We start from the raw sequence: 17,658 nt of genomic DNA, 5'->3' as shown, positions 1-17,658 counted from the left end.
CATTAAAGTACTATATTTATCGCAACCAGGAGCAAACATTTGTAATATTGTATCTCTAATAAAATCTTCCACTATCATGATAAATCGTGATTATTTATGGCTCGCTAGTATCTGGAAAACCGAATACTTTATATGTGAGTTAGCAATAGGAGATGTTGATTTATTCGGGATAATAAGCAATTCATCACATGAGGATTAGCATGGCCAAAGAAAAAATCTTGTCGGAAATCAAAGAAGCAGAAGACAATGCACACAAAATGGTTGACGACGGTATCAAAAGAAAAAACGACCGTATCGCCAGTGCACGTGCCGAGGCCAGGGAAATCATTAAACAGGCCGAAGTCGATGCACAGAAATCTGCACAAAGTGCAATGAAATCTGCAGAAGAGTCTATCACTTCAGATAAAGCAAAAATCGTCGAGAATGGGGGCAGCGAGGCTAAAACTATCGCAAGCTCTGCTTCATCCAAAATAGACGAGGCTGTAACATTAATCATTAACGAATTCGAGAGGGCAATACATGCTTGATGTAAAGCAGATGAGTCGTGCCGTAATTGTTGGCCATAAAAGCATTTTTGAAGAAACGGTCGATGCTCTGCACAAAGCAAATCTGTTCCAGATCGAAGATTTCAATGAAGATGGTTCCGGTCTCCATATTGGAAGACCTTTTGAGAAGATTGATGAAGTATCAAAGAAACTTATCAAGATCAGGTCCATTGCCAGTTTACTTGGAGTAAAGGATGTTGAATCAAAACGTAAAGATGCTGAGAGTTCAGTTCTTTCGAACCTTGATGCAACTCTTGATAAACTTGATGCTGAACTTGACGTTAAAACTGAGCAAAAAAGCAAACTCGAAGCTGAGCTTAAAGAGCTTGATTCTTTAAAGAAAGAATTACTTCCTTTTGCTAACATTTCTCTTGACCTTGATCTTTACCGTGGATACGAGCATCTTGCTGTATTTGCAGGAAATGTAAAGGAAGATGTTGGGGATGCAGTTTCTAAGATCACTTCTGCGTATGAGATGTTCTATGATGCAAAAGAAGGCACTGTAGTTTTATTTGTCTCTAAGGACAAAGCAACTGAAGTGGCTGATGTTCTTGCAGGTTCAGGTTACAGGGAACTTAGAATCCCGGCTGCAAGCGGAGTACCTTCTGAGTCTCTTAAAGGTGTCATCTCAAAGGAATCTGGATTACAGGAACAGATTGAGTCTATTGATGCAGAGATAGAGTCACTTAAGGATAAATATGCTGATTTCATTCTTGCAAGTAATGAAATTCTGTCAATGGAAGCTCAGAAGTCAGAAGCGCCTTTGAGAGTTGCTACATCAGACAGCACTTTCATGATTGACGGATGGGTTCCTGCAGAGGATTTCTCTGAGCTGGAACGCATTGTGAAAGAAGCTACAAACGGAAGGGCTTTCGTTTCCAAACAGGAAATGACAAAAGCAGATGAAAAAATAGTACCGATCGAGTACAATAATTCTAAGATAGCTTCTCCTTTCCAGGAAATCATGGACCTTTATGCAAGACCTGTCTATAAAGAACTTGACCCTACTTTCTTGATATTCATTTCTTTCCCGCTCTTTTACGGAATGATTCTTGGTGATATTGGATATGCACTTATATTACTTGCAATGGCACTTGGAATCAAGAAGATGATATCTTCTGAAGCTATCAAGCCACTCATGAACATTCTGATATACTGTCAGATATCTACTCTGATATTTGGTGTGCTATATGGTGAGTTCCTGGGATTTTCGCTTGCAAGTCTTCACACAGAGCATGAAACTATATCAGGTTTAATTCCTGGTTTTGAAACAATCAATCTATTTGCATCTCCAGTCGGGGATGAAATGATCACTTTCCCTATTCACAGGACCCATCTTGTGATGACCATGATCATTGCAACCGCTCTTATCGGTTTCATTCATATCAACATTGGTTATCTCCTTGGTTTCATTAATGAGAACAAGAAACATGGGATGTCAGCAGCTATTTTTGAGAAAGGAAGCTGGTTTGTTATTGAAATCGGCCTGCTTATCGCAGTTCTTGGATATGTAGCAGTACTTCCATCCATTGCTACGATTGCCGGTGTAGTTGTCTTCTTAATAGGATTTGTAATGCTTCTCAAGGGAGAAGGTATCAAAGGACCTATCGAGTTGCCTTCACTACTCAGTAACTCACTGTCTTACACTCGTATCATAGCTGTAGGTTTGTCATCCATCTACATTGCGTCAACTGTCAACCTTATCGCTTTTGAAATGATTTGGGAACCAGGGACGCCAGTAGGTGTGGCAACAATAGGTGCAATTATAGTGTTCTTATTTGGACACTCATTGAATACTGTCCTGAGTATTATCGCCCCCGGTTTACACTCACTCAGGTTACAGTATGTAGAATTCTTCGGAAAATTCTACGAAGGAGGGGGACGCAAATACGATCCATTCGGATATATTAGAAAATACACGGAGGAATAAGAAAATGGTAACAGAAGCAGTAACAACAATGGACCCAGCAGGACTAAAAGCAATTGGAGCAGGACTCGCAGTAGGTCTTACAGGTATCGCATCCGCTCTTGCAGAGAAGGACATCGGTAGTGCAGCAATCGGTGCAATGGCTGAGAACGAGAGTCTTTTCGGTAAAGGTTTGATTTTGACTGTTATTCCAGAAACAATTGTAATCTTTGGTCTGGTAGTTGCACTGTTGATCAGATAATTTAAGAGCGCATTTTTCGCTCTTGAATTTTATAAAGGTGTTGAGCATGGGACTAGAAACTGTTGTTAAAGATATCATGGATGCTGCTCAGGCAGAAGTTTCCAAACTGGATTCTGAAGCAGATGCAGAAGTAGCTCTGATTCTTGATGAAGCAAAACAGAATGCTAAAAGGATTATGGGTGAACGTCTTGCAAAGGCAGAAGATGATATTAAAAAGATAAGGCAGCAAGAAATATCCAGTGCAAATCTCGAAGTGAAGCGCACATTGCTCAATGCACGCAAGGAAATACTCGAAAAAGTATATGTCCAGGCTGTAGAAACCATTTCTGAGTTTTCTCCAGAGAAAAATGAAGCACTCCTCAAAGAACTCATCAGTGAGAACGAGGCAAACGGCACAAAGATCTATTCTAATGCTGTTTCCGAGGAGATTGTCAAGAAGTTATCTTCTCTCGAATACGCCGGCAATATCGATTGTCTCGGTGGTGTTGTTATCGAGAACGAAGATGGTACTATCAGATTGGATTATACCTACGATGTCATCCTTAAAAGCGTGAATGAGCGGTTGTTGAAACAGACATCTGATATCTTATTCGGGTGATTTCTAAATGCAGCTGTTGCAGAAATTTAAGCGTGGTAATTCCAAAAAATCCCATTCAAAGGGTCATGCAAATTATGCATATACCACAGCACGTGTACGTGCAATGAAAAGTAAGCTTCTGCCAAAGGAGACCTATCCTAGGCTCATGAACATGAGCATTGATGAAATTACCAGGTTCATAGAAGAATCTGAGTATAAGGAGGATGTCGACGAACTGGCAAGGCAGTATGAAGGCGTAGACCTTATTGAGCATGCACTTAACAGGAATCTTGCAGAGACCTTCACTAAGTTACTTAATATTTCAGATGGTGATGTGAACTTCCTTATCGGTGAGAAACTCAAGAAGTATGATATCTGGAATATTAAAACCATTCTGCGTGGTAAATATTGTAATGCATCAACAGAAGAAATTCTTGATGCAATTGTTGCAGCAGGAAGACTGAGTTATACTTGCCTTTCTGACCTTGCAGCAAAAGCAACTTACGAGGAAGTCATCTCTGAGCTTGCAAATACGGAATATTACCCGATATTAAAAAATTACGATGGTGCAAATCTTTCTGAGATCGAGAATAAGCTTGATAAAATGTACTACACAGGTTTGTTTGCCGCAGTAGGCGGGTCCAAATCAAAGGATCGCAAGCTGTTTGAGGAATTTACCAGAATGGGCATCGATATAAAAAATCTTGTTACTCTTTTCCGTCTGAAGAAGTCAGGAATTACTGATTCAGAGTCAATGGATTTGATGATCGAAGGTGGATTGAAGTGCAAACTTAAAGAGACAGAAAGATTGATGCCTCTTTCCTTTGCAGACTTTGTATCTGAGTTGGAAAACAACCCTTACTGGGATGTCATCTCAGATGTTGTAAAACCGGATATGAGTTCATTAATTGATATCGAAACCCGACTGAAACAGCACAGGCTTAAATCTGCAGCAAGCTTCTCACATGTTTATCCGATCTCAATTGTACCAATCATGGACTACATGCTAAGTAAACAGAACGAGATAAGCAACTTGCGGATAATCATTCGTGGTAAAGCTGCCAACCTCGAAGATGATGTTATCAAGGAACAGTTGGTGATCTGATGGAATTAGCAGTGGTAGGAAATAGCGAGTTTGTAACAGGTTTCAGACTTGCGGGTATCAAAAAGATATTTGAAGTTAATAATGGCGAACTTGAGCCTACTGTAGAGAAAATACTTGAGGATCGAGAAGTCGGCATTCTGATAATGCACGGTGATGATCTGAATGGACTACCGGAGATGTTGAGATACACTATCAGCGATTCTGTTGAGCCAACTGTTGTGACTCTCGGTGGTAGTGGTGAAAGTTCGAATTTAAGGGAAAAAATAAAGCAATCGGTAGGTGTAGATCTGTGGAAATGAAAGGTGAAGTTTATCGTGTGGCCGGACCTGTCGTTACTATTATGGGTATAAAGCCAAAGATGTACGATGTGGTACACGTTGGTCACGAAGGTCTTATGGGCGAAGTTATCAGAATTGAAGGTGACAAAGCCACTGTTCAGGTATATGAGGATACATCTGGTATCAAGCCAGGTGAGCCTGTAGTGAACACTGGAATGTCCCTCTCTGTAGAGCTCGGTCCAGGTTTATTAGAAAGTATTTATGATGGTATTCAGAGACCTCTGAAAGTTCTCCAGGAAAAGATGGGAGACTTCATTAGCAGAGGTGTGACTGCCAACGGTCTTGACCGTGAAAGAGTATGGGAATTCAAGGCTACTGTATCAAGTGGCGATTCCGTAAAGGGCGGTCAGACAATTGGTGTTGTACAGGAAACAGAGAACGTTGAGCACAAGATCATGGTGCCACCAACAGTTTCCGGTACAGTTGAAGAGATAAAGTCAGGAAAGTTCAAGGTAGACGAAACGATCTGTGTACTCACAGACGGTACCGAAATTTCCATGATGCAGAAGTGGCCTGTAAGAATGCCACGTCCAGTAGACAAGAAATTCATTCCAAAAAGACCTCTTATTACAGGTCAGAGAATCCTTGACGGTCTCTTCCCTGTAGCAAAGGGAGGTACAGCAGCTATCCCTGGTCCATTCGGTTCAGGAAAGACTGTTACACAGCAGCAGCTTGCAAAATGGAGTGACACTGACATTGTAGTATATATTGGATGTGGAGAACGTGGAAATGAGATGGCTGATGTACTGAATGAGTTCCCTGAACTCCAGGACCCAAAGACCGGTCGTCCTCTCATGGAACGTACAGTTCTTATCGCAAACACATCCAACATGCCTGTAGCTGCTCGTGAAGCATCTGTTTACACAGGTATCACAATTGCAGAATACTACCGTGACATGGGATACGATGTATCACTTATGGCAGACTCATCATCCAGATGGGCAGAAGCAATGAGAGAAATTTCCTCAAGGCTTGAAGAAATGCCTGGTGAAGAAGGTTATCCAGCATACCTTTCTGCAAGACTCTCAGAGTTCTATGAGCGTGCAGGTGCAGTAAAGTCACTTGCAGCAGAAGAAGGTTCAATTACAGTTATTGGTGCAGTATCACCACCTGGTGGTGACTTCTCAGAGCCTGTTACACAGAACACTCTCCGTATCGTAAAAGTGTTCTGGGCACTGGATGCAAAACTTGCACAGAGGAGACACTTCCCATCCATTGACTGGCTTACAAGTTACAGTCTGTACACCCAGGGTCTTTCTGACTGGTTTGCAGAGAACGTTGCACCTGACTGGGTACCACTCAGGGACAATGCAATGGATCTTCTCCAGCAGGAATCCGAACTTCAGGAGATCGTACAGCTTGTTGGTTCCGATGCACTTCCGGAAGACCAGCAGTTGATTCTTGAGATCTGCCGTATGCTCAGGGAATACTTCCTTCAGCAGAACGCATTCCACCCTGTTGACACATACTGTCCATTCGATAAACAGTATAAATTACTCAAAGCAATCTCCAAGTACAGTGACATGGCACAGGCATCACTGGAAGCAGGAATCCCAATGAAGGATATCCTCTCAGTAGAGTCTAAGGACGATCTTGCCAAGGTCAAATTCGAAGAGAACTTCGATGATGCACTGAATGTTGTCATGGAAAAGATGGACAAGGAATTTGCAGCACTTGGAGGCAACTAAGATGACCAAGGAATATAAGACGATCACAGAAATCGCCGGACCGCTGATTTTTCTCGAGAAGACTGAACCAGTAGGTTACGGTGAACTTGTTCACATCAACCTTCCAGACGGCACAACAAAGAGAGGTCAGGTTCTTGATACCTCCGCTGATGTTGTAGCAGTTCAGGTATTCGAAGGTACAGGCGGACTCAACGAAGAGTCTGGTGTAGTGTTCTCCGGTGAGACAATTAAACTCCCTGTATCAAAGGACATGCTCGGTCGTATTCTGTCCGGTGCAGGTGAACCACTCGATGGTGGACCACGTATTGTTCCGGAAGACAGGATCGATGTAAACGGTGCATCAATGAACCCATATTCAAGGATGCCACCAGAGGACTTTATCCAGACAGGTATCTCTACCATTGACGGTACAAACACACTTGTTCGTGGACAGAAGCTTCCTATTTTCTCAGGATCAGGTCTTCCACACAACGAGATCGCTCTTCAGATCGCACGTCAGGCAAAGGTTCCTGGTTCCACTGAAGATTTCGCAGTAGTATTCGCTGCAATGGGTATCACAAACGAAGAAGCCCAGTACTTCATGGAAGACTTCGAGAAGACCGGTGCTCTTGAGAGAGCTGTGGTTTTCCTTAACCTTGCAGACGACCCTGCTGTAGAACGTATCATCACACCAAGGATGGCTCTTACAGCTGCAGAGTATCTTGCATACGAGCACGATATGCACGTACTTGTTATCCTTACTGACATCACAAACTACTGTGAAGCACTCCGTCAGATGGGCGCAGCCCGTGAAGAAGTACCAGGTAGACGTGGTTACCCAGGTTACATGTACACTGACCTTGCATCACTCTATGAGCGTGCAGGTGTAATCAAGGGAAGAAAGGGATCTGTAACACAGTTCTCAATCCTTACCATGCCAGGTGACGATATTACCCACCCGATCCCCGATCTGTCAGGTTATATCACAGAAGGTCAGATCGTAGTTTCCAGGGAACTTCATATGAAGGGTATCTACCCACCAATCAATGTTCTTCCATCACTGTCACGTCTGATGAACTCAGGTATAGGTGAAGGAAAGACTAGGGATGACCACAAAGCAGTATCTGACCAGATGTATGCTGGTTATGCAGAAGGTCGTGACCTCAGAGGTCTTGTGGCTATCGTAGGTAAGGAGGCATTGTCCGAGAGAGACCAGAGGATTCTTGAATTCGCAGATCTGTTCGAAGACAGATTCGTACGTCAGGGAAGAGATGAAGACAGGTCAATTGAAGACACACTTCAGGTTGGCTGGGACATTCTCTCTGAGCTTCCGGAAGCTCTGCTTACCAGGATCGATAACAAGTATATCGAGAAGTACCACCCTGCTCACAAGAGCAACTAACTTAAAGGTGATCCAACATGGGCGTGAAAGATGTAAAACCAACTCGATCAGAACTCATTGAGATCAAGAAAAAAATCAAGCTCTCACAGAGTGGTCACAAGCTGCTTAAGATGAAGAGAGATGGTCTTATCCTTGAGTTCTTTGAGATTCTCAGCAAGGCTAAGGATGTCAGATCTGAGCTGGATGCCGCCTATGAAGAAGCTTCCCGTAAGATCGGTATTGCAAATGCTGTTGACGGTACAATTACCGTCAAATCCACAGCTTTTGCACTTCAGAGCAAGCCTGAAATTGAGCTGGAAAGTCGTAACATCATGGGTGTGGTTGTTCCAAAGATCGAATCATCCAGTGTTAAGAAATCCATACACGAAAGAGGTTATGGTATTCTTGGTACCAGTTCATACACCGATGAGGCAGCAGATGCTTATGAGCATCTCGTAGAAAAGATCATCCTTGCAGCAGAGATAGAGACAACCATGAAAAAGCTTCTTGATGATATCGAGAAGACAAAAAGGCGTGTCAATGCTCTCGAGTTCAAGGTTATACCTGAACTACAGGAAGCAATGGTCTTCATTAGGCTCCGTCTCGAAGAGATGGAGAGGGAAAACACCTTCAGACTCAAGAGGATCAAAGGATAATCCTTTGATAACCTTTTTTTATGAACGATGTTCCAGAAGATCGGCCAAGCGCGGTCGATCGTTTTTTTCTAAAAATGATGCAACCTGAGAATCTTGGTAGAATTCTCAGATGGGCATGGTACATATCCCTTATTATGCTGGCACTTGGTTATATTTTGATATTCAGCACAATATCCGATTATATCAATTTCTAGTTTCTAATTTATCAATTTAGTTAGCTTTGATTTCTTTCAGAGTTGCAAGTACTTTTTCTGCATGTTCCTTAGTTTTAACATTGTCCCATATCCTTGCAATATTTCCTTCATTATCAATAAGGAAGGTTGACCTGACTGTTCCAAGGTATTCTTTGCCATAGTTCTTCTTTATTCTCCAGACGTCATACTTCTGATGAATTGTTGTTTCTTCATCTGAAAGAAGGGTAATTCCAAGTTCTTTTTTCTCGATGAATTTTATATGTGACTTAACACTGTCTTTACTTACTCCAAGAATAACAGCATTCTCTGATTCAAAGTCACCTTTAAGAGCTGTAAAGTCCTGTGCTTCCTTTGTACATCCTGAGGTGTTATCCTTTGGATAGAAGTAAAGAACAACCCATTTTCCAGCGAAATCCTTGAGACATACATTATTCTCATCCTGGTCTGGAAGACAAAACTCAGGAGCTTTATGTCCTTCTGTAAGTGAATTCTTGCTCATGACATATTCTATGTATGTTTTCATTTAAAGAGTTTAAGCAAAAAGATTGTTTCCGGACTCTGAATCTTATATGAAAGAGATTTTGGGTTGGTTTCTTATCGGGGGCAGAGTTGTAAGTATATGTCAGACCAACCCACAACTAAGTAAGTAATAGCTCTATATATATCTGAGCTATATTATGTAAATAGGACCCAATATTCTATATTGGGAAGCTATATCCGCATACAGCTTATGGCAATAACGTAAATTTCATCTATGTATTACTGGAGTAAATCATAATGGGGCTATTGGATATTCAAAACCTTTCTGTTAGTTATGATGGAAAATCAATTCTTTCAGATTTTAATTTCTCAATATTAAAAGGTGAGAAAATATTAATAAAAGGGAATTCCGGAATTGGAAAATCAACACTTTTCAGAATGATAATGGGGTTTGGAAAATATAACTCCGGTGAAATATACCTGGAAGGGGTTCCTGTAGATGCCGATAACATATGGGATATCAGAAAAAAGGTCGCTTATGTCTCTCAGGATACCGACATAGCAGAAGGAAAGGTATCAGATCTCATTGATGAGGTCTTCTCATTCAAAGCTAACAGAAATAACAATGGTAAAAGTGATCTTGAGAAACTGCTCAATCGCCTGTCTCTTTCTCCTGATCTGGTGAATAAAGAATACATGAAACTGTCAGGTGGCGAAAAACAAAGAGTGGTTTTAGTCCTTGCATTACTTTCAGGCAAAGATATTTTCCTTCTTGATGAGGTTACATCAGAACTTGACACAGGTTTGAAACAGAAGGTTGTAGACATATTCTTTGATAATCCACAATGGACAGTACTTGCAATTTCTCATGACAGGGAATGGGAAACTAAAGCAATGAAGGTAATTGACTTCTCAGGTAGGGTGAACTGATGGTAACATATGATATAAGCCTTGAAGGAATGTTTTTTTCTTTCTTCCTGCTTATTATACCTGTTCTTATAAGCTATTACTTGGATCTGAAATTAATTTCTTCAACACTTGAAAGTGCATTAAGGATGGTCCTTCAACTCCTCCTTGTTGGTGTTTTTCTAACTTTTGTATTTGACCTGAATAATCCAGTACTCAATATTGTGTGGGTGCTTGTAATGGTTTTTGTGGCATCACATACTGTTCTGAAAAATGCGGAGTTGAAAACACAAAATCTGCTGCCATTGCTCACTATTTTCATGGCAGTGACCAATTATACTATGTTGCTCTACTTCAATAAATTCATAATAGACCTCACTGATCTTTTTGATGCAAGATATTTCATACCTATTGCAGGCATGGTACTGGGTAATTCACTTAAAGCCAATGTAATTGGAATGGATAATTTCTGCAATGAGATACAGAGAAATGAAAATCGATATCTTTTCCGCTTGTCAATGGGGGCTGAAAAGATAGAAGCACTTGTCCCATATCTTCGTAAAAGCATCAGGGTTGCACTAAAGCCTACAATTGCAAATATGGCCACAATAGGAATAGTCTTCCTTCCTGGAATGATGACCGGTCAGATTCTTGCCGGTGCAAGCCCTCTTGTTGCAATAAAATACCAGATAGCCATCATGCTTGCAATATATGTAACAACCATGGTGAATGTGCTTCTGGGAGTATTTGTCCTGATATACAGAGGCTTTGATGAGTATGGGATGTTCAAAAAAGAAATGCTCAGAAGTTCCTGAGTTTAGTTAACACTGCTGCTCAGGTGCAGTCCTATAACACCTATTGCAATGAGGACCAGGAATGCAATTCTGACAGGTGGCATAGGTTCGCCAAATCCAAAATGCCCTATGGCAGATATCATGGCAACACCAAGTCCTGCCCAGATCGCATAGGCTACACTTACCTCTATTTTTTTCAGGGCAATGGTGAATGATATGAAACTTATTCCATAGAACACAAAGATAAGTACAGATGGCAGTGGCTTTGTCAGGCCCGCTGATAATTTCATGCAAGTGGTTCCGCAAATCTCAAAAATGATAGCAAATGCCAGATAAAGATAGCTCATTATTTCCATGTAGTTTCTTTTAGAGTTCTTAATCAAGACTTATTAATCTTTGCCAGAGATTATACAAATTTTGTCAGTATTTCATACGAATGGGATTTTTACTGCTACGGCAAATCGTATAACTATATTTTAAACCAAACGCTTTTGTATTAGCCCTGTATTTAACAGGGGGTATATTAATTACAGGAAATTATTCTATGATTAAAAACATGGATGTCAGAGGGATAATAAACTCCATGGGTCTCGTCTTTGGAGACATCGGTACGAGTCCAATATATACTCTCACAGTTATATTCATTATTACTAAGCTGACAGAAGAACACGTACTTGGTGTTCTCTCTCTTATTTTCTGGACACTTATCATACTTGTGACAATAGAATATTCCTGGCTTGCAATGAGCTTGGGTAAAAAAGGTGAAGGCGGAACCATTGTATTAAAAGAAATTCTTGTTCCGTTACTCAAATCAGGCAGGAAGGTAAGTGTTATTACATTCTTGTCCTATGTGGGTATCTCTTTTCTCCTGGGTGATGGAGTTATCACCCCTGCGATCAGTATTTTAAGTGCTGTGGAAGGATTACGTGTGATTCCGGGTCTTGAAGCCATTCACCAGAATACGCTGATATTGATTGCCGGAATAATTGCAATAGGTCTTTTTTCAATTCAAAGGAAAGGTACTGAAAAGATAGCATGGGTTTTTGGGCCTTTGATGATCTTATGGTTTGGTACACTTGCATTTTCAGGCGTTATTTCTATTTTTTCCACACCAGAAGTTCTGAAAGCTATAAATCCATATTATGCAGTTGAATTCGTTCTAACTAACGGATGGACAGGTTTTTTTGTATTGTCTGAAGTAATTCTTTGTGCAACAGGTGGTGAGGCGCTTTACGCTGACATGGGACATCTGGGTAAAGAACCTATCATAAAAGCATGGAAAATAGTATTTGTAGCACTGGTTCTGAATTATCTGGGGCAGGGAGCATTCATGCTTCGTAATCCCAATTCAACCAATGTTTTGTTTGAAATGATTTATCAGCAGGCGCCTGTAATATATATTCCTTTCCTGATTCTTAGTGTCCTTGCCACTATTATAGCTTCACAGGCAATGATAAGCGGCATGTTCTCAATCGTATATCAGGGAATAAGTACAAGGATTGCTCCTCTTCTGAAGATAGACTATACCTCAGAAGAAATGAAATCCCAGATATACATTAGCGTGGTTAACTGGTTACTTCTGATTTCAGTGTTGTTTGTTATGTATGAATTCAAGGAATCTCATAAATTAGCTGCAGCATACGGACTGACAGTAACCGGAAGTATGGTGATAACCGGAATTATGATGACTTTGATCTTCTATATAAGGAAAGATATGTTGAAGTCAGCAATTGCATTCCTTGTGACAATTGTTGATTTTGTGTACCTCCTGGCTAATATGTACAAGATCCCACATGGGGGTTACTGGTCAATTACCATAGCAGCTATCCTTCTCAGTATGATACTGATCTATACCTCAGGGCAGAAAAGACTATACAGATTGCTGAAACCAATGGTGCTCGATGATTTTCTCAAAAAGTATAATATGCTTTACATGAGGGCATCTAAAATAAAAGGAACAGCTCTTTTCTTTGCACGGGACATGTCTTTTGTTCCTCAATACATTACCCATACGATGTTTGATAATGGGATTATTTATGAAGACAATGTTGTAATTTCAATTTCTTTAAGTGAAGAACCATTTGGTGTAAATAGAACATTTAAAGAAGAAATTTCAAAAGGTTTACGGGTATTTGAGATCAAGATGGGATATATGGAAGTTATCGATCTTGTTGAGATTCTCAGAGCAGAAGGAATAGATGAACGCACCATATTTTATGGTGAAGAGGAGATCATTACAGATAATGTTATCTGGAGAATATTTGCCCTGATGAAGAAATTATCTCCTTCCTTTGTTCAGTTCTATAAGCTTCCTTCAGACAAGCTTCATGGAGTAGTTACAAGGTTTGAGATGTGAGTTCATATTTCCGTTAATCGGTTTGATTTGAACGATTGCTGTTCATCTATCAAAGGGGTAGTTTCTAATACAATGTGGTTTCAGATTAAATCACATTTCTTTTTCATGGAGAGTGTGGACAAATGCCAGTACTTACTTTCATTGCCTGTAGGATGTTTGAGGATGAGATCGTTCATATTGTTGAAAATGACGATTCCATAACGAATCTCTTAGTAGTTGATAATGCGGATTGTGGTGGTCTTGTGGCTAAACTGAAGGATTCGGGTTGTAATTTCACTCTGGTAAAAGAAAACAGGCTTTCAGATTTTCTGCAAGAAACAAAAACTCTTGTTCTTGTTGTGGAAATGCTTGAGCTTGCTTTGCATGCAACTCCTGAGCACCTCAAAGAAGTTGTTTATGACAAAGCACGTGAGATGGCAGAATATTCAGATGGCATCCTTCTTTTTTATGGTCTCTGCGGAAATGTTCTTGGAAAGGTGGATACAGAGCTTTCAGATCTTCCATGTCCTGTGCACATACTGAAGGAGAATAATGGTGATGTTATCGATGACTGCATTGGTGCAGTGCTTGGTGGCAGGGCCGCATATCTTGAGAAACTTAAGAGTTTTAATGGTGTGGGTACCTTTTTCATGACACCTATGTGGGCAGCCCACTGGCGTGAGATGGTCGTATCCGCAGGTATGACGCCTGATCCGGATAATATTAAGCTCTCAAAGTTTGTTTTTGATTATGCAGGATATAAGAATGTGGCTAAAATGGATACGGGGCTTTATTATGAGAAGCAGTTCGAACCCATGGTGGAAGAGTTTGCAAGACTTTTTGATTTTACTATCCTTGATATGAAAGCAAGTCCCAATCTACTTGTTCGTTGCTATGAGCAGTTGAAAGATGAAATCTCCGTTTAATGAAATAATAAACCGTCTATCCTAAAAAGTAAATGGATAATTCCATTATCCATTATTCGGAATCATACACAAAGAGTGCTCACTCTCCTTTGCTATATGTTCTTACTGATTCGATCTTTTCCCAGTCATAATATGTGTTGATCTTCTGACTATTTTCGTCTTCTGTAATACGTACGAACTGTTCTCCCAGGAAAAGAACCACCTTAGAGTAGACTTTCCCTTCATTGACCTGGATGTTCACTCCTTCTCTAAGTTTTCTGGACATCGTTCGTGAAGTGGGGAAGATGCGTATTCAAAGACTTTTTCCCAAGTGTCTTTCATTTTTTCACCTTTTAATTCAGTATGCTTTTTTCAAGTCGGTTCCTATATGAGTACTCATACATCGGATTCCGATGTACGATTATTTACTACACAAATATTACTTATATTTATATACTCGTATATTATTAGTGTAGGATGCTATGTAAAAAACCAAGAAAAAGTAATATAAAAAAGATTGAAACAAATTGAAATATAAACTTAATTTCAATCAGTCAAGATACTCATCCCTGCAGGGAGAGAAAACTTCAACAGCAACAGAATCCTCAATTATATTTGCTTTATGTGGGGTATTAGACGGTATATTCCATGAATCACCGGTGGTTACTTCGTGTGTTTCGCTACCTATGGTAAGCAACATTTTTCCTGAGACCATATATCCGGTTTGCTCATGAATATGCTCGTGTGAAGGTAAATGGCTTCCCTTCTGTAGTAAAAATTCAGTCATCAGGGTCTTTTCCCCGTAAACAATAGTTTTCATCATAATTCCGGGAAGTACTTCTTTGTAATCAAATATACTATGTTTGCTGAACATGAAATAAGCTTATAGCTTATGTCAATTTATTACTTTGCATTTATAGCAGAAAAAAAAGAATGTTTTCCTACCTGGTAAAGGTAAGAATAATATTTCAGTCCCAGTTTGATTAGTACATCGTACTAATGGAAGGCCTTAAAAATCCCACAGCGCAAGTTGATTTTTTTGATGCAAGACATTTATAGCTCTCTGGCTTTGCATCAATTTGTTCGAAATCTTTCCAGACTCTGAAATGTCTGAAACGCTGTTGTGTCTTTCTAGACAACTTCCATTCCATGTTCTATTCTCCATTTACTGATTTAGTATTCTTTTTTCAGACCTTTTGTGAGGTCTTCCTTTTCAATAAGTGCTCTAATTTTCTCCTTTATAAGGTAAACGCATGCAATCTTCATAATCAATTATTTTTTGTGATTATTGGTGAGCACAAAATATTCTGCAGGTTTCTTGCCAGTCTAATTACAGAATATGTGTCTATGTTCCAATACTTTTTTATATGAATATTTTCATGATTAAATGTTATAATTATTAGTTGTAAGTTCATGTATGTGGTGGAGGGATTTGTATCCACATAGGCATTAGTATGCTTTATTGCTTAATATCTTCTGAGGCAGCTCAACTACGTTCATATCCTGCATGAAGGTCCCTTGAATATCTCCCTGATTTTATGCAGGTCTTCTGGCTTGCCGAAAATGATACAGATATCACCTGAGTACAGAGAAATATCACCATCCGGATTTGTGATTGTTTTATTATCTCTGCGGATTGCCAGGATGGTTGCTTTATGCTTCGTCCTGATTTCTAGATCCTTAAGCGTTTTTCCATTTGCAAGACAGCTTTCACCAACTTTGAAAGTACTGACCTCTATCCCCGGCAGTTCATCCTTTAGATCGAAGTGTCTCTCCTGATCCTTGGTGTAGGATTTTCTGAGCATGCTATATCCGTTCGCACGTACTTCACGCGTGAATTTATCAATATCTTCTTCAGGCACAAGGTATTTTTTTAGCAGACGGACAAATATCTCAACAGATGTCTCATATTCCTCTGGGATAACTTCGTCAGCGCCAAGCTCACTGAGTTTACTCATCTCGTTTACATAGCGTGTTCTAGCAATGATGTAAGTTTCAGGATTCAGGCTCTTTGCCATGTCAATTATTTTCCTTGTGGCAACAAAATCGGAAATCCCTACCACCAGGATCCTTGCAGAATCTATATTTGCGGATTCAAGTACAGCTTCATGGCTTGCATCACCATAGATGATCTTTTCACCCTTTTTCTTTTCATTTCTTACAGTTTCAGGATTTGTTTCAATTATCACATATGGTATACCTGCATTCCTTGCTGCGTGTGATAACGTTTTACCATTAAATCCATAACCAACTATGATTAGATGGTCCTCAAGTTTTTCATCACTGCTTTTTGATGTGATAGCAGTTGTATAGAAGCCGTTAATAAGTCTCTGGAATGGTACTACTTTTGATGCTTTGTCCGATATTCCATATGATGATTCTGTAATGAAAGGAGTTGCAGCCATCGTAATTATGGATACTGCAAGGAATATCTGGTACATATTCTGGTCAAGAAGGGAATATTGCAGTCCGAATGTTGACAGCACAAATGAGAATTCCCCAACCTGTGCAAGTGAAAGTCCGGCAATGATAATTGTACGAAGTGGATATCCCAGTATAAGAGCTGCAAAGCCTGCCGTAGCTGTTTTAATTATGACTATTGCAATTGCCAGTAAAATCAGGTATGCAACATTGTCTGTAAAGAAGCTGATATCCAGAAGCATTCCTATGGATACAAAGAAAAAACTCATGAAAATATCTCTGAAGGGCATTATGTTTCCCAGGGCCTGATGACTGTATTCTGATTCTGAAATGATAAGACCTGCCATAAAGGCTCCAAGGGCAAGTGAAAGTCCAATACTGGATGTAAGCCATGCAGTTGCAAGGCAGATAAAAACAATGCTAAGGAGAAATAGTTCCCTGTTCCTTGTCTTTGCTATCTGGTAAAGCAGTGCCGGGACAATCCATCTGGCACTTGCCAGGACAAGTAATATTATGCCTATTGCTTTTAGCATAAATATACCGAATGTATCACCTGATTCTGTAGCTGCTCCTGCAATTATTGGGGTTATCAGTATCATGGGAACTATCATAACGTCCTGGAATATGAGAATCCCAAGAGATGTTTTACCATGAGGTGTATCCAGTTCTGCTTTTTCCTGAAGTAATTTCAGTACAATGGCAGTACTGCTAAGGGAAATTAGGAATCCTATAAATAGAGCAGTCCCTGAACTGAATCCAAGGTAGATATCAATATAGTAGACAAGCAGGATGGTTGCTCCGATCTGTAAAGTTCCTCCGAGAAGTACTGGTCTTTTGATCTCCCAGAGTTCCCTGATTGACATTTCGACTCCAATTGTAAAGAGCAAAAGAATAATGCCTATTTCAGCAAGGGCTTCCACTTCACTTACGCTGCTGATAATTCCAAGCCAGTGAGGGCCTGCAAGCATACCAGTTACAAGGAAACCAAGTACTGAAGGTAGCTTGATCCTGTTAAAAAGCAGTAAAATGGCTATTGATAATCCAAAAATGATTCCTATGTCGGTAAATAATGTCAGATCCATTATTTTATCACAACTTCCATTGTCAATGTGTTAACTGAAAAATATTACACATTAACAGTGGTTGCCGAATTTAAAAAAGATTGTGTCTGAAGGAGGTATAGGTT

19 protein-coding genes are annotated in these 17,658 nt (G+C 40.0%); 14 read left to right on the top strand and 5 right to left on the bottom strand.

Annotated features, from left to right (window positions below; translation table 11 throughout):
* Nucleotides 1–218: 218 nt before the first annotated feature.
* From ahaH to BLP52_RS14580, 10 genes are read left to right on the top strand one after another with little or no spacing between them, the layout of a single operon-like run.
* Nucleotides 219–527 carry an ATP synthase archaeal subunit H gene (gene ahaH / locus BLP52_RS08115; protein WP_394328634.1) on the top strand — a complete coding sequence of 103 codons (309 nt, stop codon included), beginning with the start codon at nt 219–221 and terminating at the stop codon, nt 525–527.
* Nucleotides 520–2,475 (top strand): V-type ATP synthase subunit I, encoded by a 1,956-nt coding sequence (locus BLP52_RS08110; RefSeq protein ID WP_091709962.1) that lies wholly within the window; start codon nt 520–522, stop codon nt 2,473–2,475. Before ahaH ends, BLP52_RS08110 begins: the two co-directional genes overlap by 8 nt.
* A gap of 4 nt (nt 2,476–2,479) precedes the next feature.
* Entirely contained in the window at nt 2,480–2,713 is a 234-nt protein-coding gene (locus tag BLP52_RS08105; protein WP_202905747.1) for a V-type ATP synthase subunit K, read from the top strand.
* Between the two features lie 46 nt (nt 2,714–2,759).
* Entirely contained in the window at nt 2,760–3,311 is a 552-nt protein-coding gene (locus BLP52_RS08100) for a V-type ATP synthase subunit E (RefSeq protein WP_091709961.1), read from the top strand.
* A 7-nt stretch (nt 3,312–3,318) separates the two neighbouring features.
* The gene (locus BLP52_RS08095) at nt 3,319–4,395 is read left to right on the top strand and encodes a V-type ATP synthase subunit C (RefSeq protein WP_091709960.1); all 1,077 of its coding nucleotides are present in this window, start codon (nt 3,319–3,321) and stop codon (nt 4,393–4,395) included.
* Nucleotides 4,395–4,694 carry a V-type ATP synthase subunit F gene (locus BLP52_RS08090; RefSeq protein ID WP_091709959.1) on the top strand — a complete coding sequence of 100 codons (300 nt, stop codon included), beginning with the start codon at nt 4,395–4,397 and terminating at the stop codon, nt 4,692–4,694. Before BLP52_RS08095 ends, BLP52_RS08090 begins: the two co-directional genes overlap by 1 nt.
* Nucleotides 4,685–6,421 (top strand): ATP synthase subunit A, encoded by a 1,737-nt coding sequence (locus BLP52_RS08085; RefSeq protein WP_091709958.1) that lies wholly within the window; start codon nt 4,685–4,687, stop codon nt 6,419–6,421. The genes BLP52_RS08090 and BLP52_RS08085 overlap by 10 nt, the downstream gene beginning before the upstream one ends.
* A 1-nt stretch (nt 6,422) precedes the next feature.
* Nucleotides 6,423–7,802 (top strand): ATP synthase subunit B, encoded by a 1,380-nt coding sequence (locus tag BLP52_RS08080; protein WP_091709957.1) that lies wholly within the window; start codon nt 6,423–6,425, stop codon nt 7,800–7,802.
* 17 nt (nt 7,803–7,819) lie between these two features.
* The gene (locus BLP52_RS08075; protein WP_091709956.1) at nt 7,820–8,437 is read left to right on the top strand and encodes a V-type ATP synthase subunit D; all 618 of its coding nucleotides are present in this window, start codon (nt 7,820–7,822) and stop codon (nt 8,435–8,437) included.
* Between the two features lie 20 nt (nt 8,438–8,457).
* Complete coding sequence (locus tag BLP52_RS14580) at nt 8,458–8,631, top strand: hypothetical protein (RefSeq protein ID WP_202905746.1); 174 nt, start codon at nt 8,458–8,460, stop codon at nt 8,629–8,631.
* A gap of 16 nt (nt 8,632–8,647) precedes the next feature.
* Here the strand turns inward: BLP52_RS14580 and bcp are convergent, their stop codons facing one another.
* Nucleotides 8,648–9,154, bottom strand: a complete 507-nt coding sequence (bcp, locus tag BLP52_RS08070; protein ID WP_238380762.1) for a thioredoxin-dependent thiol peroxidase — start codon at nt 9,152–9,154, stop codon at nt 8,648–8,650.
* 254 nt (nt 9,155–9,408) lie between these two features.
* Between bcp and BLP52_RS08065 the strand changes: the two genes are divergently transcribed.
* Entirely contained in the window at nt 9,409–10,041 is a 633-nt protein-coding gene (locus BLP52_RS08065; protein WP_091709955.1) for an ABC transporter ATP-binding protein, read from the top strand.
* Nucleotides 10,041–10,832 (top strand): ABC transporter permease, encoded by a 792-nt coding sequence (locus tag BLP52_RS08060; RefSeq protein ID WP_091709954.1) that lies wholly within the window; start codon nt 10,041–10,043, stop codon nt 10,830–10,832. The genes BLP52_RS08065 and BLP52_RS08060 overlap by 1 nt, the downstream gene beginning before the upstream one ends.
* Nucleotides 10,833–10,834: 2 nt before the next feature.
* Here BLP52_RS08060 and BLP52_RS08055 read toward each other — a convergent pair whose 3' ends face one another.
* Nucleotides 10,835–11,194, bottom strand: a complete 360-nt coding sequence (locus tag BLP52_RS08055) for a DMT family transporter (protein WP_338011372.1) — start codon at nt 11,192–11,194, stop codon at nt 10,835–10,837.
* A gap of 161 nt (nt 11,195–11,355) precedes the next feature.
* On the opposite strand from BLP52_RS08055, the gene BLP52_RS08050 reads away from it, so the two are divergent.
* Nucleotides 11,356–13,167: a KUP/HAK/KT family potassium transporter gene (locus BLP52_RS08050; RefSeq protein WP_091709953.1), complete on the top strand. Its 1,812-nt coding sequence runs from the start codon at nt 11,356–11,358 to the stop codon at nt 13,165–13,167.
* A 122-nt stretch (nt 13,168–13,289) separates the two neighbouring features.
* Complete coding sequence (locus BLP52_RS08045; protein WP_091709952.1) at nt 13,290–14,072, top strand: DUF1638 domain-containing protein; 783 nt, start codon at nt 13,290–13,292, stop codon at nt 14,070–14,072.
* Nucleotides 14,073–14,151: 79 nt separating this feature from the next.
* Here BLP52_RS08045 and BLP52_RS08040 read toward each other — a convergent pair whose 3' ends face one another.
* The 3 genes from BLP52_RS08040 to BLP52_RS08030 all read right to left on the bottom strand — a co-directional run bounded on the left by BLP52_RS08040 (nt 14,152) and on the right by BLP52_RS08030 (nt 17,554).
* On the bottom strand, nt 14,152–14,337 hold the full coding sequence (locus BLP52_RS08040) for a hypothetical protein (protein ID WP_202905745.1): 186 nt from the start codon (nt 14,335–14,337) through the stop codon (nt 14,152–14,154).
* Between the two features lie 264 nt (nt 14,338–14,601).
* Nucleotides 14,602–14,925: a cupin domain-containing protein gene (locus BLP52_RS08035; RefSeq protein WP_091709951.1), complete on the bottom strand. Its 324-nt coding sequence runs from the start codon at nt 14,923–14,925 to the stop codon at nt 14,602–14,604.
* 622 nt (nt 14,926–15,547) lie between these two features.
* Nucleotides 15,548–17,554: a monovalent cation:proton antiporter family protein gene (locus tag BLP52_RS08030; protein WP_091709950.1), complete on the bottom strand. Its 2,007-nt coding sequence runs from the start codon at nt 17,552–17,554 to the stop codon at nt 15,548–15,550.
* Nucleotides 17,555–17,658 lie beyond the last annotated feature (104 nt).

This window comes from Methanolobus vulcani, from assembly GCF_900100715.1.
Lineage (GTDB): Archaea > Halobacteriota > Methanosarcinia > Methanosarcinales > Methanosarcinaceae > Methanolobus > Methanolobus vulcani.
This window is presented reverse-complemented; position numbering and strand designations above follow the sequence as displayed.

Coding starts and splice junctions, on each gene's coding strand:
- BLP52_RS08110 (WP_091709962.1), top strand. CDS start 520: ATGCTTGATGTAAAGCAGATGAGTCGTGCCGTAATTGTTGGCCATAAA.
- BLP52_RS08105 (WP_202905747.1), top strand. CDS start 2,480: ATGGTAACAGAAGCAGTAACAACAATGGACCCAGCAGGACTAAAAGCA.
- BLP52_RS08100 (WP_091709961.1), top strand. CDS start 2,760: ATGGGACTAGAAACTGTTGTTAAAGATATCATGGATGCTGCTCAGGCA.
- BLP52_RS08095 (WP_091709960.1), top strand. CDS start 3,319: ATGCAGCTGTTGCAGAAATTTAAGCGTGGTAATTCCAAAAAATCCCAT.
- BLP52_RS08090 (WP_091709959.1), top strand. CDS start 4,395: ATGGAATTAGCAGTGGTAGGAAATAGCGAGTTTGTAACAGGTTTCAGA.
- BLP52_RS08080 (WP_091709957.1), top strand. CDS start 6,423: ATGACCAAGGAATATAAGACGATCACAGAAATCGCCGGACCGCTGATT.
- BLP52_RS08075 (WP_091709956.1), top strand. CDS start 7,820: ATGGGCGTGAAAGATGTAAAACCAACTCGATCAGAACTCATTGAGATC.
- BLP52_RS14580 (WP_202905746.1), top strand. CDS start 8,458: ATGAACGATGTTCCAGAAGATCGGCCAAGCGCGGTCGATCGTTTTTTT.
- bcp (WP_238380762.1), bottom strand. CDS start 9,154: ATGAAAACATACATAGAATATGTCATGAGCAAGAATTCACTTACAGAA.
- BLP52_RS08065 (WP_091709955.1), top strand. CDS start 9,409: ATGGGGCTATTGGATATTCAAAACCTTTCTGTTAGTTATGATGGAAAA.
- BLP52_RS08060 (WP_091709954.1), top strand. CDS start 10,041: ATGGTAACATATGATATAAGCCTTGAAGGAATGTTTTTTTCTTTCTTC.
- BLP52_RS08050 (WP_091709953.1), top strand. CDS start 11,356: ATGATTAAAAACATGGATGTCAGAGGGATAATAAACTCCATGGGTCTC.
- BLP52_RS08045 (WP_091709952.1), top strand. CDS start 13,290: ATGCCAGTACTTACTTTCATTGCCTGTAGGATGTTTGAGGATGAGATC.
- BLP52_RS08040 (WP_202905745.1), bottom strand. CDS start 14,337: ATGTCCAGAAAACTTAGAGAAGGAGTGAACATCCAGGTCAATGAAGGG.
- BLP52_RS08035 (WP_091709951.1), bottom strand. CDS start 14,925: ATGTTCAGCAAACATAGTATATTTGATTACAAAGAAGTACTTCCCGGA.
- BLP52_RS08030 (WP_091709950.1), bottom strand. CDS start 17,554: ATGGATCTGACATTATTTACCGACATAGGAATCATTTTTGGATTATCA.